The organism is Providencia sp. PROV061 (assembly GCF_011045655.1).
GTDB classification, from domain to species: domain Bacteria; phylum Pseudomonadota; class Gammaproteobacteria; order Enterobacterales; family Enterobacteriaceae; genus Providencia; species Providencia hangzhouensis.
The window spans coordinates 2,360,943-2,375,162 of sequence record NZ_CP042861.1; the positions used below are offsets into that span (position 1 = coordinate 2,360,943).

The 14,220-nt window shown below is 38.8% G+C and carries 9 protein-coding genes, 1 pseudogene and 1 other annotated feature; of the genes and pseudogenes, 4 read left to right on the forward strand and 6 right to left on the reverse strand.

The genetic code is table 11. The features are described 5' to 3' along the window. Positions 1 to 17: 17 nt before the first annotated feature. The 3 genes and pseudogenes from trpCF to FVA72_RS10735 all read right to left on the reverse strand — a co-directional run bounded on the left by trpCF (position 18) and on the right by FVA72_RS10735 (position 4,619). The gene (gene trpCF, locus FVA72_RS10720; protein WP_004254163.1) at positions 18 to 1,409 is read right to left on the reverse strand and encodes a bifunctional indole-3-glycerol-phosphate synthase TrpC/phosphoribosylanthranilate isomerase TrpF; all 1,392 of its coding nucleotides are present in this window, start codon (positions 1,407 to 1,409) and stop codon (positions 18 to 20) included. Position 1,410: 1 nt separating this feature from the next. Then, positions 1,411 to 3,045, reverse strand: a pseudogene (gene trpD / locus FVA72_RS22280) (bifunctional anthranilate synthase glutamate amidotransferase component TrpG/anthranilate phosphoribosyltransferase TrpD). Beyond that, positions 3,045 to 4,619 carry an anthranilate synthase component 1 gene (locus tag FVA72_RS10735; protein WP_110591760.1) on the reverse strand — a complete coding sequence of 525 codons (1,575 nt, stop codon included), beginning with the start codon at positions 4,617 to 4,619 and terminating at the stop codon, positions 3,045 to 3,047. The pseudogene trpD and the gene FVA72_RS10735 overlap by 1 nt, the downstream one beginning before the upstream one ends. A 26-nt stretch (positions 4,620 to 4,645) precedes the next feature. After that, positions 4,646 to 4,747: a sequence feature (Trp leader region), on the reverse strand. Between the two features lie 139 nt (positions 4,748 to 4,886). Here FVA72_RS10735 and rnm point away from each other — a divergent pair. The 4 genes from rnm (at position 4,887) to aphA (ending at position 8,778) form a co-directional block, all read left to right on the forward strand. After that, positions 4,887 to 5,786 (forward strand): RNase RNM, encoded by a 900-nt coding sequence (gene rnm, locus FVA72_RS10740; RefSeq protein ID WP_004254168.1) that lies wholly within the window; start codon positions 4,887 to 4,889, stop codon positions 5,784 to 5,786. A gap of 146 nt (positions 5,787 to 5,932) precedes the next feature. After that, positions 5,933 to 6,553, forward strand: a complete 621-nt coding sequence (locus FVA72_RS10745) for an L-threonylcarbamoyladenylate synthase (RefSeq protein ID WP_036957701.1) — start codon at positions 5,933 to 5,935, stop codon at positions 6,551 to 6,553. Positions 6,554 to 6,753: 200 nt separating this feature from the next. After that, positions 6,754 to 7,671, forward strand: coding sequence for a 23S rRNA pseudouridine(2605) synthase RluB (gene rluB / locus FVA72_RS10750; protein ID WP_036958116.1), 918 nt, complete (start codon positions 6,754 to 6,756; stop codon positions 7,669 to 7,671). Positions 7,672 to 8,064: 393 nt separating this feature from the next. After that, complete coding sequence (aphA, locus tag FVA72_RS10755; RefSeq protein ID WP_004254174.1) at positions 8,065 to 8,778, forward strand: acid phosphatase AphA; 714 nt, start codon at positions 8,065 to 8,067, stop codon at positions 8,776 to 8,778. 216 nt (positions 8,779 to 8,994) lie between these two features. Here the strand turns inward: aphA and FVA72_RS22020 are convergent, their stop codons facing one another. From FVA72_RS22020 to FVA72_RS10770, 3 genes are all read right to left on the reverse strand, one after another. Continuing rightward, a complete protein-coding gene (locus FVA72_RS22020; protein WP_164565270.1) occupies positions 8,995 to 9,156 on the reverse strand; it encodes a hypothetical protein in 162 nt (53 codons plus the stop codon). Between the two features lie 116 nt (positions 9,157 to 9,272). Continuing rightward, positions 9,273 to 11,381, reverse strand: coding sequence for a filamentous hemagglutinin N-terminal domain-containing protein (locus FVA72_RS10765; protein ID WP_110591759.1), 2,109 nt, complete (start codon positions 11,379 to 11,381; stop codon positions 9,273 to 9,275). A gap of 498 nt (positions 11,382 to 11,879) precedes the next feature. Further along, a complete protein-coding gene (locus FVA72_RS10770; RefSeq protein ID WP_110591758.1) occupies positions 11,880 to 14,027 on the reverse strand; it encodes a filamentous hemagglutinin N-terminal domain-containing protein in 2,148 nt (715 codons plus the stop codon). Between the last annotated feature and the right edge of the window lie 193 nt (positions 14,028 to 14,220).

Genomic DNA, 14,220 nt, shown 5'->3' on the forward strand with positions numbered 1-14,220 from the left:
ATTGGTGTTGGAGTCTTTCATTTCGTTGTGTATTGATGAGCCGTTGATTTGGCTAACAACGTTGACAATACCAAATTTATTTTTTGTTGACTTTTTATACCAGGTTCAATTTCAACCCCTGAATTAAAGTCTAATCCGTTGCACAATAACTTAGCTGCGTCTAGGCAGTTATCAGGGGTAAGCCCCCCCGCTATCATTAATTTCTGTGTTGTGGATGAGGGGATTGCTGACCAATCGAAGGTTTTGCCAGTACCACCAGAGCCATTATCCAGCAATAACACATCAATACCTTGTGTATCGTAGTCATTTAGAGTTGTTCGTGACATATCAAGCGCCTTCCAAACTTCACAGTAGTTTGGTAAAAATGTTTTTAACGTATTGATATAAGAAGTATCTTCTTCACCATGTAATTGTACCGCAGATAATGCAAGTTGCTTGGCGATATGAGCAACAAAATCCGCGGACTGATTGCGGAAAACACCGACATATTTTAAAGGCGCTGCATGGATGATATTCTGCGCTTGTGACAATGTCACTTTTCTAGGGGAAGTTTCAGCAAAAATTAATCCACCATAGTGTGCTCCCGCTTCAAATGCGGCTTTTGCATCTTGCTCGCGGGTTAAACCACAGACTTTATGTTCTCCCACTAACAAGTTTCGAATGGCTTTATCTAGGTCAGCTTGCTCCATTAAGGCGCTACCGATTAAAAAACCATTCGCAAATTGTTTCAGCGACTGAATATGTTGGTGTTGATGAATACCTGACTCACTGATCACAATGGTACCCTTCGCTAAGCGGGGTGCGAGTTCACGAGTTCGGTTTAAATCAATAGAAAGGTCACGTAAATCACGGTTATTGATACCAACAACCTTGGCTTGTAACCGAATTGCTCTCTCTAATTCTTCTTCATTACTGACTTCCGTTAATATTCCCATATTAAGTTGATGAGCGACTTCTGCTAACGCTTTATATTCATCATCATTTAAGACAGATAACATGAGTAAAATGGCATCCGCTTGGTAGTAACGTGCAAGGTAGATTTGGTATGGGTCAATGATAAAATCTTTGCATAACACGGGTTGTTTTACGGTATTACTGACAATCGTTAAGTAATCCATATTCCCTTGAAAATATTTTTCATCAGTAAGAACGGAAATCGCGGATGCGTAGGGCGCATAAGTTTTAGCTATCACAGCGGGATCGAAGTCAGCACGAATCAACCCCTTTGAAGGCGATGCTTTTTTGCACTCTAAAATAAATACAGGGCGTTTTGCGCTTAGTGCGTTATAGAAACTACGCTGGCTAGGTTGAATACCAGCAATAAAGCTTTCTAATGGCTGCTTGGCTTTGCGTTCGATTAAATAATCAACTTTATCATCAACAATTTTTTGTAAGACTGTCGCTTTCATTTTATTGGTTCCTTGCCGCGAGTGCTGTGACGCGGTCAAATGCTTTACCGCTACGAATAATTGCGAGTGCGTGTTCGCTGTTTTGTTTTAAGTCTTCATGGCCATTAATACGCATCAACATGGCGACATTGGCCGCTACAGCAGCTTCGTGAGCAGCTTGCCCATGGCCTTGAAGCAAGTTACTAAGTAACACGCGGTTTTCATCTGGTGTTCCGCCTTCTAAGTCACGTAATTGATACGGTGCTAGCCCAAAATCATCTGCAGTTAATTGGTAATGTTGTACTTTGCCATCTTTTAACTCAGCGACTTGAGTTACTGCATGTAATGAAACCTCATCCATCCCTCCACTGTGTACCACAGCTGCACGGGTGAAACCAAGCATCTGTAATGTTTCAGACACCGGTTTTACTAATGATTCTTGGTAAACACCGATAAGGGCAATTGGCGGACGAGCTGGATTAATTAATGGCCCCAATACATTAAATAACGTTCGGGTTTTCAATTGAGTGCGTACAGGGGCCGCATGGCGGAAACCACTATGGTATTGCGGTGCAAATAAAAAACAAACACCAAGCTCATCTAATGCGTCACGAGCGCTTTGCGCACTGAGATCAAGAGCGATACCAAAAGCAGCCAGTAAATCTGAAGAACCTGAACGGCTCGAAACACTACGATTACCATGTTTGGCTACTTTAATACCACATTCAGCAGCAACAAAGGCACTTGCTGTTGAAATATTAATACTATTTGCACCATCTCCCCCTGTACCAACAATATCACTGAATAGGTAGTCAGGGCGGGGAAAGGGTTGTGCATTTTCTAAACAAGCTAGAGCGGCACCCGCAATTTCTTGTGGTTGCTCGCCACGCATTTTCATACTGATTAACACAGCGGCTAACTGAGGTTCTGTTAATTCACCTTGAATAATGGCATTAAACAAGTACTGGCTTTCTTGTTGAGTTAGCGGCTGCGCTTTAAATAATTTATCATAAATATTTTGCATAATTGGCTCTTTAGTATTCCGTTAGTGCGAATGAGTGGATTCGATTGCATTGGGAGTAGAAAGAGCCCATGCCACGGTGTTTTCTAACAACTGTTTACCTTGGGTTGTTAAAATGGATTCTGGGTGAAATTGGAATCCACAAACTCTATCGCTATCATTACGTACAGCCATGACCATGCCATTTGACTGAGCACAAATGGTCAAGCTCTTCGGAATTTGGCTACCAACAAGAGAGTGGTAGCGAGCCACTGATATTGGGTTTTCAAGATGGTTAAACATGGCTAATCCATCATGTGTGGCTATTGAGGATTTACCATGCAAAATTTCACCTGCAGCAGAGACAGTTCCACCATAGGCCTCAACAATAGCTTGGTGACCTAAGCAAATACCGATAACAGGAATTTTGCCTTTTACGCGCATCAATATTTCTGGCATTGAACCTGCTTCACTAGGTTTTCCTGGACCGGGTGATAAGACTAAAATAGGTGAAACCATTTGATTTAATACAGATAAAATATGTTCTGCACTGACGGTATTACGATAAATAACCACCTGATGTCCACCCGCACGTAGTTGGTCTACCAGGTTATAAGTAAAGGAGTCAACGTTATCGAGCAGTAAAATATTCGCCATTAGAATAACTCCTTAACTTGGTGTGCTTGGGCAATTGCACGGATCACCGCACGTGCTTTATTACGGGTTTCATCGGCTTCAGCTTGAGGTATGGAGTCTAGAACGACACCACCTCCCGCTTGTACAGTGGCAATGCCATTTTCTACGTAGGCGGAGCGAATAACGATGCAAGTATCAAAATCACCATTTCCTTGAAAATATCCCACAGCCCCCCCGTATGATCCTCGGCGCTCTTGTTCATATTGCGCAATCAGCTGCATTGCTTTTACTTTTGGTGCACCCGTTAACGTTCCCATATTCATACAGGCTTGATATGCATGAAAAACATCTAAATCTTGGCGTAATGTTCCCACGACATGAGAAACCAAATGCATCACGAAAGAATAGCGGTCAACTTTAGTTAGGTTGGCAACATAACGGCTACCTGCTTCACAAATACGTGCTAAATCGTTACGTGCTAAGTCAACGAGCATGATGTGCTCAGCAAGCTCTTTCTCATCAGAACGCATGGAAAGCTCAATTCGGCTATCTAAATCAAGGTCTAATTCACCTTGGGTATTTCGTCCACGAGGGCGGGTTCCGGCGATTGGATAAATTTCTACTTTGCGATTTGCTGTCGCATATTTGAGTGCGCTTTCGGGGGAAGCCCCAAAGAGTGTAAATGCGTCATCTTGCATGTAGAACATATAAGGGCTTGGGTTTTGTGCTTTGAGTTTTTGGTACGCAATTAAGGGATGTGAGCATGGCATCGTAAATTTACGAGAAGGCACAACCTGAAAAATATCCCCACGGTATATGGCTTCTTTTAATGAGGTGACAATTTCCCCATATTCTGGGTCATTTTTGTTTACCGAGACGGCAAAGTCAGGCGCAGTTGCTAAAGGAAGCGCTGGCAAGAACGGCCGGCACGAAGCGATAATTTGAGCGTGACGCTGCGTAACAGTTTCGACATCTTGCTCATTTTGCGTAAATAGGCAACTTTTTAGACGTGCAGCCTGATTTTGATGGTCGATCACTAAATAATGCTCAGCAACAAAAAAACAGTAATCAGGGCAGTGATTAACGGTATTTACCTTGGGTAAATCTTCAAAGCTCGCGACTAAATCATAAGCAAACAACCCACCAACAAACAGATTTTCAGGTTTTGTGGAATAGGCTTGTGCAAGAGCAGGTAGTGCACGTAAAACGTCTAAGCTAGATGCAGCCTTCAGGCGGCTATCTTCGTCTAAATCTTGTGCAGGCTGGCTGAACGTTACCGTCAAACTATTTTCTTGCATGCTATGATGCATGATTAAATCTGTTAATTGAGCTAACAGTTTAGGTAATAAGGCCTGGCCATTTGGCGTCAACGCTTCTATTTCAACTTGCTGGCCAAAAGCACGAATACGTAGCGCGCTGTTGACAATCAACAAGCTTTGTAAGTTGGCTTTATTATTAATTTCAGCGGATTCCAACAGCATTGTTGATGGAGCTTGATGACACAAATGATTAAATAATAATGTTGGGTCAGGCTGATAATTAATTGGGCTATCCAGATACTTAAAATGTGCTAATGTGGTGTTTTGTTCGTTCATTATGTTGCCTTACGCTAATTTTTGACATAAAAAAACCCGCCTAGGAAGGGCGGGTTTGGCACTGAAACATACAATAACTATGCGCGTGCGGCTTCCGCCCAATTTGGGAAGTCACGCCACCAACGATTTGATAAGTTTAATAAAGTCATTGTATGCCTCACTGGATAAACTGATTATTTTTAGCTTTAGCTGTCTTGCGTACTAGTTAACTGGATCGCGCTATTTATGTCAAGGACTTTATTAATTTATTAGGAAAAATAGTTTTTCATGGAAATAGGAGAAGATATCAATATGCCGACAGCCTCGTCGCCATTAGTGACTCGCTATGACTTACATAGCCATACGAATGCTTCGGATGGTGACCTAACTCCTGCTGAGTTAATCGAACGTGCAGTGGAAAAAGGGGTTAATATTTTAGCGATTACCGACCACGATACCTGTGAAGGTGTATTAGAGGCTCGCCGCTATCTTGCTGAACATGAGCGGCCAATTGAGCTAGTCAATGGCGTTGAAATTTCGACACTTTGGGAGAATATTGAAATACATATAGTGGGCTTAAATTTTTCGCCTTCACATCCCGCGATGGTTCAATTGTTAAAAACACAATCTGAGCATCGTTTAGAGCGTGGTATTGAGATGGGCAGGCGGTTACAAAAAGCAGGCATTGACGATGCATGGGAAAATGCACAACGTATTTCTGGCGGTGGGCAGGTAACGCGGGCACATTTTGCACAATATATTGTGAAAATAGGTAAAGAAAAAACGATTAATAATGTATTTAAACGTTTTTTATCGAAAGGGAAAACAGGGTATGTACCTGCGAAGTGGTGCACAATTCAAGACTCAATTGACGCAATCCATGCCGCAGGGGGAATTGCGGTATTAGCGCATCCGTCTAAATATCAATTATCCAATAAATGGTTAAGACGGTTGGTTGCGTATTTTAAACAGTGCGGTGGTGATGCTATGGAGGTTTCTCACTGCCAGCAACCGTCAAATGAAAAGCAATATTTAGCAGAATTAGCCAATAATGCTAATTTGTATACATCCGTTGGTTCAGATTTTCATCGGCCTTGCTCTTGGATAGAACTTGGCAGAAATTTATGGTTGCCCGATGATGACAAGGCTGTTTGGACACTTTGGGATACAGTAAAAACAGCTAATTAATTGATGTATTAATAATGCAGTGTAAAATAATTATTATAAGTGATGATTTATTAATGAGTAAGTCATCTTATGGAATTCAAAGATAGTAGCATTTATAGGTATTTTTGCCGGGTGATGCTGTCGATACCCAAAAATTAGAGGTATGTATGAGCCAGTTTTTTTATATCCATCCGGACAATCCTCAGGCAAGACTTATTAGCCAGAGTGTTGAAATTTTAAATAAAGGCGGAGTGATTGTTTATCCTACAGATTCAGGATATGCCATTGGATGCCGTTTAGAAGAAAAAGATGCTTTACAACGTATCTGTCGGATTCGTCAGCTTGATGCTAACCATAATTTCACATTAATGTGCAGAGATCTCTCTGAGCTATCGAATTATGCGCATGTTGATAATACTGTCTTCCGTTTAATTAAAAATAATACACCAGGTAATTACACCTTTATTTTGCGGGCAACGAAAGAAGTTCCACGGCGTTTAATGAATGAAAAACGTAAAACTATTGGTTTACGTGTACCGTCGAACCCGATAGCTCGAGATTTACTCGAAGCTGTTGGTGAACCGTTGATGTCAACTAGTTTGATTATGCCAGGTGATGATTTCACTCAATCAGACCCTGAGGAAATCCGCGATTTACTCGATAAACAAGTCGATTTGGTGATACATGGTGGTTATATTGGGCAAAAACCAACAACTGTGATTGACTTTACTGATGATACGCCTGTTGTGGCGCGAGTCGGAACAGGGGATCCAACGCCTTTTGAGTAGGTATAAATATATCGAAGCTTAAGATTCAGTACTGAACTAACTAAAATTGTATTGAATGTGCAATATACAGATAAGTAATAGGGGTTCAGGACAAACCTGTGTATAATGCGCGGGTTTTCAAATTCATTATTGTTTGGCGCGGCAAAAATAGCGCGCCAAAAAGATATTTGACGCCTGTGAAGGCGACAGCAGAGGGTTACATGAGCGTAAAACCGCAAAAAACTGAAAAATTACAGAAAATCCTTGCTCGTTCAGGGCATGGTTCTCGTCGAGAAATCGAAACATTCCTGCAAGCGGGTCGTATTAGTGTTGATGGCAAAATTGCGACACTAGGGGACCGTGTTGAAGTCACACCAGCAACAAAAATTCGTTTAGATGGTCGTTTATTAGCAATCAAAGAGCCTGAAAAGGAAATCTGTCGTGTAATGGCTTACTACAAGCCAGAAGGTGAGTTATGCACACGTCATGATCCTGAAGGGCGCCCAACTGTTTTTAACCGTTTACCACGGTTAACAGGGGCGCGGTGGATTGCTGTTGGCCGTTTAGATGTTAACACTAGTGGTTTATTGTTATTCACAACAGACGGTGAGCTCGCTAATCGTTTAATGCACCCTAGCCGTGAAGTTGAACGTGAATATGCAGTGCGTGTGTTTGGTGAAATTAACGATGCAAAAATTCGTCAATTAACACAAGGTGTACAGTTGGAAGATGGCCCAGCCTCTTTTAAAACGGTTTCTTACCGTGGCGGAGAAGGGATGAACCAATGGTTTAATGTCACCTTAACTGAAGGACGTAACCGCGAAGTTCGTCGCCTTTGGGAGTCTGTTGGTGTACAAGTAAGCCGTTTAATCCGTGTGCGTTATGGTGATATCGACTTACCTAAAGGTTTACCGCGTGGAGGATGGACGGAACTTGGTTTAGAGCAAACCAACTATCTCCGTGAGCTGGTGGAACTGCCGGTGGAAACGGAAAGTAAGGTTGCGGTTGAGCGCGATCAACGTCGCATTAAAGCAAACCAAATTCGCCGTGCAGTAAAACGCCATACACAAGTTGCATCGCGTCCGGCATCAAAACGTCAATCATCAAGACCAACGGCGAAACGTCGTACTCGCATCTAAATTTGCTATTCTTTATTCAGTATAAAAACGCAGAGCGTAATTTCTCTGCGTTTTTTTATGTGATCACGCCAATAATCATCCACTCCAGTAATCATCAATCTTATAAACTCATCTTTCAGTAACAGTTATATGCCACATAGATAATTAGAAAATTAATGGTCTAGTTCACATTATTATGAAACCTATCAATAATAGATAATGTTTATGAGATGTTTGTCTCATTTTAATGTAATAAAAAGTCTTAGTATGCCCCTTCTTATGGGATGTAACTCACAAAATGTTGAGTTGCTAACTGATAATAAAGACAAATTTACAGATAAACCTATTACTTACCCAGTTTATCCAGATAAATAAAGAATGGTTTAAGTGGATAAACCTGAATAAGGACAAAACATGAAAAAAATAACACTGACTTTGAGTGCGATTGCATTGGCATTGAGTTTTACGGCAACCTCTCAAGCAAAAATTCCAATGCCAGAAACCGTAAGCCCCGGCGTTACCGTTGTTGAACTTGCTCAACAACAGCCTATTCATTGGGTTTCCATCGAACAAATTAAACAAAGCCTAGAAGGGAAAGCACCTATGGCTGTTGGGTTTGATATCGATGATACGGTGTTATTTTCAAGTCCAGGTTTTTACCGTGGTAAATTAGAGTTCTCACCTAACGATTTTAGCTACCTCAAAAATCAACAATTTTGGGAAAAAATGAATAATGAGTGGGACAAATTCAGTATGCCAAAACAAGTGGGTATTGATTTAGTCAAAATGCACTTAGAGCGCGGTGACACTGTTTATTTCATTACTGGCCGTACGAAAACAAAAACGGAAACAGTGACGAAATATGTTCAAGAAGGTTTAGCGATACCTGCGGATAAAATGCAACCTGTTATTTTTGCGGGTGATGAACCAGGGCAAAATAATAAAGTGAGCTGGATGCGTGATCACAAACTTACCATATATTATGGTGATGCTGATGCCGATATCGCAGCAGCACATGAGTTAGGTATTCGCGGTGTTCGTATTCTACGTGCGGCAAATTCATCTTACCAACCATTACCAAAAGCAGGTCGCTTTGGTGAAGAGGTTGTGATTAATTCAGAATATTAATTCAACAAGTGCAATGCAAATAATAAATATCCTCCGACTAATGCCGGAGGATATTTATTCAAACACTCTACGAATAGAATCTTCCCCTAACCGTTGGCGAGCCTGAACAACATCACCTGGTGAAACGTAAGGTCATTTACTAGATAAAACAATTTCTAGATGGAGAACGAGTTGAGCCATGGAAAGTGAGCGAAAAAGGGGCATTCCTATTACAGCTCATACCATCATTTCCATCGGAATACGATGTTTTCTTATTGTAATAACCCCAGTATCCACGACATGTTCATCAATGAGTGCAGCAGAAAGGAGGCCAGAAAAGGGCTGTAAATTATTTTGGCGGGAAAGCCTGAACAGACTCGAAAGCTGGCTAAGTAACATAAAAAATCCGTAATCTTGGGATAATTACGGATTTTTGTAGATCGGTAGGGTCGTTAAACTGATTATTTAACTCTTAACTGATCGGCATTAGGTAAATTACCCCTTTATTGCATAACTTAATAATAATTATCTGTATTGATGATTACTTCACCGCCTAATATTTTACCATCTGGGCTGTTATAAACCATAGGTGCAGTGACGCGAGTTTGATTTTTTGATGAAATAGTACCGTAAGGATTAAATAAAGCAGTTTTTGCATTTATAGTTGCGTTATAATCAGCACTAATTAAGCCGTGGTATCCGTTATCAATAATATCTGCATTTAATTTTAAATTATTAAAAGCTGAAATTGTACCGTTTGAATTATACAGATTTTCATTGATATTCATTTGAACATCACCAGAAGCTAACGCTTTTTCAGTCCAGTTAGTTTTAACCTCTCCTATATAATTGTTAAAGGTATTTGCTTTAATATTGATAGAACCATCAACTGCATTTATTCCTGCTTTATCATCTGTGACACCGTATTTTTGGGCATGATTGGAAAAATCTGAACTCCAACGGTTGTCTAGTTCGTTTGTTTTGATTACTAAATTACCATTTGTACTAATTAAGCCTTCTTTATTAATTATTTTATTTTCTGCATTGATATCTAAATTAGTTGCGTTGATATAACCTGCAGTGTTATCTAATTTATCGGTATTGATGGTAGATTTACCTGCCTTGGAAATAATAGCACCAGAGTTGATAAGTGATGGTGTCTCGATAGTTAAAAGACGACCACTTTCAATCGCTGAGTCTTTACCATTAGTTAATGACTTTTCTGCAATTAGATCCATTCTTCCATTCGTGGTTTTGATTGAAGAAGTGTGGTTATTTATTTCCTCACTTTTTAAGTTCATACGTCTTTTTGCATTGATTAACGCATTATTTTTGTTTTCAATAGAAACAGCCGCCTCAATTGTAATATCACGACCAGTAAGTAAAGCATCATTATTGTAAACAATGCTACCTGAATTAATGTTTAATTCATTACCGGCTGAAATTACACTTTTAATAGAATTAGGAAACATATTGGATGAATTTTCAACATTATTAACTGTTTTGATGTTCATATCACCTTTGGTGGCCTGTATTTTACCGCCATAGTTGCCAATCATGTTAGCGTCAGCATTTAAATTTTGATTTGCAGTGATCTCGCCACCAGAATAGTTAAGGATATAGCCATCAGTATTGATATTAATATCGCTGTTTTTTGATTTAATAGCCCCTGTATTTTCAATTCCGCTTAAATTGTGCGCATAGGCAGGATTACTGGTTGCGGTAATATTTACGTCACTAATAGCATCCATTGTTTTATAATTGAAAATATTACCATTACTGGCAATTCGTAAACCATCATCACCAGCGGAGATAATGCCTTTGTTGCTAATAGCGCTATTATTTCCAGTGGATATCAGCGTGATTTTATCTGCATACATGCCACCTAATGCTGAAATATCGATAGCAATATTTGGAGTGTTAGTATTGGAACTTGCAGATTTTATAAGTTGTCCATTTTTACTAATAACATTGGTACCTGTAATTATATTTATCTCATCAGCATTCATCTTACCCGAGATAGCAGCTGTTTTTGCTAAGATATCAGTAGGTGAGTTTGAATTAAATTTATCAGTAATGACGATTTGACCTTTGTCAACATTGATAGTGAAATCACCATTAAGTTGTGGTGTTATTTTCCCTGTCGTGAGTGTTGCTCTATTTGTGTTAATGAAACCACAATTATTACAAGTAATACCTGAAGCATTGGCAACAATAACTTGAGCACTATTACCAGCAACTTCAATCATTCCATTTAATTGGGTTGCTTTATTAGAATTAACTTCATTTAGAATAACAGTTGCAACATTACCTTGAAGATTGCTGTTGGCTTTAATACTACCTGCTAATTGCGTATTAATATCTACTTTACTGTTATTGAGTACGACACCTTTTTTGTCAACATCAAATTTACTATAAATATTATGAGAAACACCATTATTAGATGGGGTCTTTATATTTACAATAGTTGCGCCATTTGGTGCTTTAATGACACCAGCGCCATTGGTGTTAACAATATCTGCTTGCGCAATAGAAATTGTACCTAAAAAAATGGAAATTCCTAAAAAAACAGGTTTTAATTTTAGGGTAGGATGGTTGTAATATTCTTTGTTATTTTGTTTCATATTAATCTCTAATTTATCGATAGATATAAAATACGTAGATGATAAATAAAATAAGCTATAGGATTGTACGTTAATAAAAATTTAAATAAAAATTAATTCTTTTTAAGACTATGCAATTGACGTCAATTAGATGTTATATCTATAAAGGTGAAAAAATGGGTGTTTATCACTTGGCTTGTAAAATTTCCTTGTATATTCAATATGTAAACTTTACTCTAAAATGGAGATCGTATACGTTATTACTTAAGTGAGTTCTCCTATCTATTGTGACTTTACAATAAGCATAGATAAGATATGTTTAACACTTATTATTATTGTTGTTGGGTAGTGGCATTTGGCTGTTATATATTAGGTTTTAATTTCGCCACTTATTAATTATTTGTTTGTGTTTGTTTCGGTAGATATAGTGTGAGAATATTATTTAGGCGCGGTCGGTAATAAGCCCTTATAGGGCTAGAATAAACCACCCGCTATGCAAGTGGTTATGATTGTAATATATTAGTTTGTCACAACTGCATCAATAATCACACGGTTACCCGTGATGCTTCCAGTCGTTCCATTACTTATTATAGGGCTGGTGACTTTAGTCGTGTTAGTAGAGCGTAAAGCACCATATTGGTTGTTAATACGATTTTTTGAATCAATGGTGAGATTTTTCCCTGCGGCCACTGTTCCTGAATAGTTTTCTAATGTGCCAACATCCAGTTTCTGGCTATTAGCGCTTTTGATTTCCCCATAATTATTATTGAGTGTTGCTTTGAGCTTAACGTCAATATCATTACGTGCAGCGGTATTATTTTCTACATTTGCAGCAATAGAACCATAGGTATTATGTAACGCATCACCTTTAACTTTAATAGTTCCATTATTGGTTTGTAGGCCACCATTTTGGTTTGTTAGTCCAAATTTAGTATTAATGAGTTTAAAGTCACTACTGTAACTGTTGTTCAAATAACTGGTTTCAATATCGAGATTATTTTCTGCATTAATTAACCCTGCTTGGTTATCAATACTATAGGCTTTAATCGTAAGATTTTGTCCTTTGATATAGCCAGAACGGTTGTTCATTGAATTAGCATTAATAACGGATTTGCCGTTATTTGAAACAATCTCTCCAGTGTTATTGAGCTGGTTAGTACTGATATTCATCAAGCGACCACTATGAATGGTTGACGTTCCCGCGTTAGTGAGTGATACCGACGCATCTAAATTCATTTGGCCATCAATGGCATTTATTTCAGAGTTAGTTTGCGTTAAGTACATCGTACTGATGTCTGAATGGCGTTGTGCAATAATTTTGCTATTTGATGTGTTATCAATTGCGGATTGCGTGCTGATCTTGCTATCTCGCCCTGCAGTAATATTGGAGTTTTCATTCACAACACGAACGGCATTAATCGTTATATCGCGCCCGGCATTAAATCCTTTTCCTGGATCATTTGGATTGGCGAGATTGTCCCTGTTGTAAATTGTACTCATGGAATGAATGTCGATATTACCTTTAGTAGACTGAACGATACCATTATCATTTACAAATGAATCAGAGAGTGTATTAACATTCTGCAGAGCGATTATCGAACCACGATTGTTGCTTAGTGTACCTAATGTACTTAGATTAATATCATTGTTATAGGATGTGATATCACCATTATCATTATTAATTACACCCGTTCCTGCAACGGTAATATTGACGTTTTTATTACCCGCAATGCGACCGTTATTGGTAAGGCTTGCTGCTTTAATATCAATATCACCCGCTGCGTTCATATTACCATTGGTATTATTCACCGTTCCTGCGGTATCAATAGAAATTGCGCCATTATAGGTACCAATATCCCCTAAATTACTGACACCAACGCCAGTTTCAGTGGCTATTAATGAGATTTTATTGGCATACATACCGCCAATCGACGAAACATCAATCCCAACAGTGGGTTTTGTTCCAATTGCAGCGGCTGTACCCGTCACATCCCCAGCCGAATTGACGTGATTACTTCCAGCTATCACATTGATGCGCTGTGTATCAATAATGCCATTAATGGCCACCGAACGTGCAATTAAATCTGTCGGAGAATTGGTATCTAGTCTCCCATTGATGGCAATTTTACCTTGCTGCACATTATAGTTAGCAATGGAGCCATCATTTGCTAGCTCTACTTTACCGGTTGTCAGTGTTGTACGATTGGTGTTGATAAAGCCACAGTTGTTACATGTAACTCCGGACGCATTAGCAACGATTACTTGCGCTTTGCCGCCTGCAACCTCAATCATGCCATTTAATGTGGTTGCCGCATTTGAATTTATTTCGTTTAAGATAACTTTAGCTCGCCCGCCAGCAACATTGGTATTGCCACCAATTTTGCCGCCAATGAGAGTATTAGAATTTTTTGCACTGTTATTTAAAATAACGCCTTTTTGGTCAACATCGAATTGGCTATAGGTATTATGGGAAACACCAGCCTGGCTTGGTTTATTAATATAAACGACAGTCGGCCCATTACCTTGATTTAATATACCAGCCCCATTAGTTGGTGTAATTGCCGCTTGAGCAACAGTAGTAGTTCCAACGATTATTGAAACACACAAAAAGAGTGGATTAAATTTCATTTTTGTGAAATTTAAATGAGAATTTGAAACATTTTTCATATATATCCCTTAAATAAAATAGAAAAATCTAAGATAACTAACAATCCATTATTGCAGTTTAATTATGCTTAAATAGAAAACTAAATAAAATTAATAATGTTAACATGGGTAAATATATCGTTATTCATTGATAACTAACTAAAACTGAATAAAAGCGGAGTAATATCTATTTTTATAGATTAGTTTGTTTTTT

Excerpts from the sequence above, each read along its gene's own strand:
- rluB (WP_036958116.1), top strand. The coding sequence starts at position 6,754 with ATGAGCGTAAAACCGCAAAAAACTGAAAAATTACAGAAAATCCTTGCT.
- FVA72_RS10735 (WP_110591760.1), bottom strand. The coding sequence starts at position 4,619 with ATGAACGAACAAAACACCACATTAGCACATTTTAAGTATCTGGATAGC.
- FVA72_RS10765 (WP_110591759.1), bottom strand. The coding sequence starts at position 11,381 with ATGAAACAAAATAACAAAGAATATTACAACCATCCTACCCTAAAATTA.
- FVA72_RS10770 (WP_110591758.1), bottom strand. The coding sequence starts at position 14,027 with ATGAAAAATGTTTCAAATTCTCATTTAAATTTCACAAAAATGAAATTT.
- rnm (WP_004254168.1), top strand. The coding sequence starts at position 4,887 with ATGGAAATAGGAGAAGATATCAATATGCCGACAGCCTCGTCGCCATTA.
- FVA72_RS22020 (WP_164565270.1), bottom strand. The coding sequence starts at position 9,156 with ATGTTACTTAGCCAGCTTTCGAGTCTGTTCAGGCTTTCCCGCCAAAAT.
- trpCF (WP_004254163.1), bottom strand. The coding sequence starts at position 1,409 with ATGAAAGCGACAGTCTTACAAAAAATTGTTGATGATAAAGTTGATTAT.
- aphA (WP_004254174.1), top strand. The coding sequence starts at position 8,065 with ATGAAAAAAATAACACTGACTTTGAGTGCGATTGCATTGGCATTGAGT.
- FVA72_RS10745 (WP_036957701.1), top strand. The coding sequence starts at position 5,933 with ATGAGCCAGTTTTTTTATATCCATCCGGACAATCCTCAGGCAAGACTT.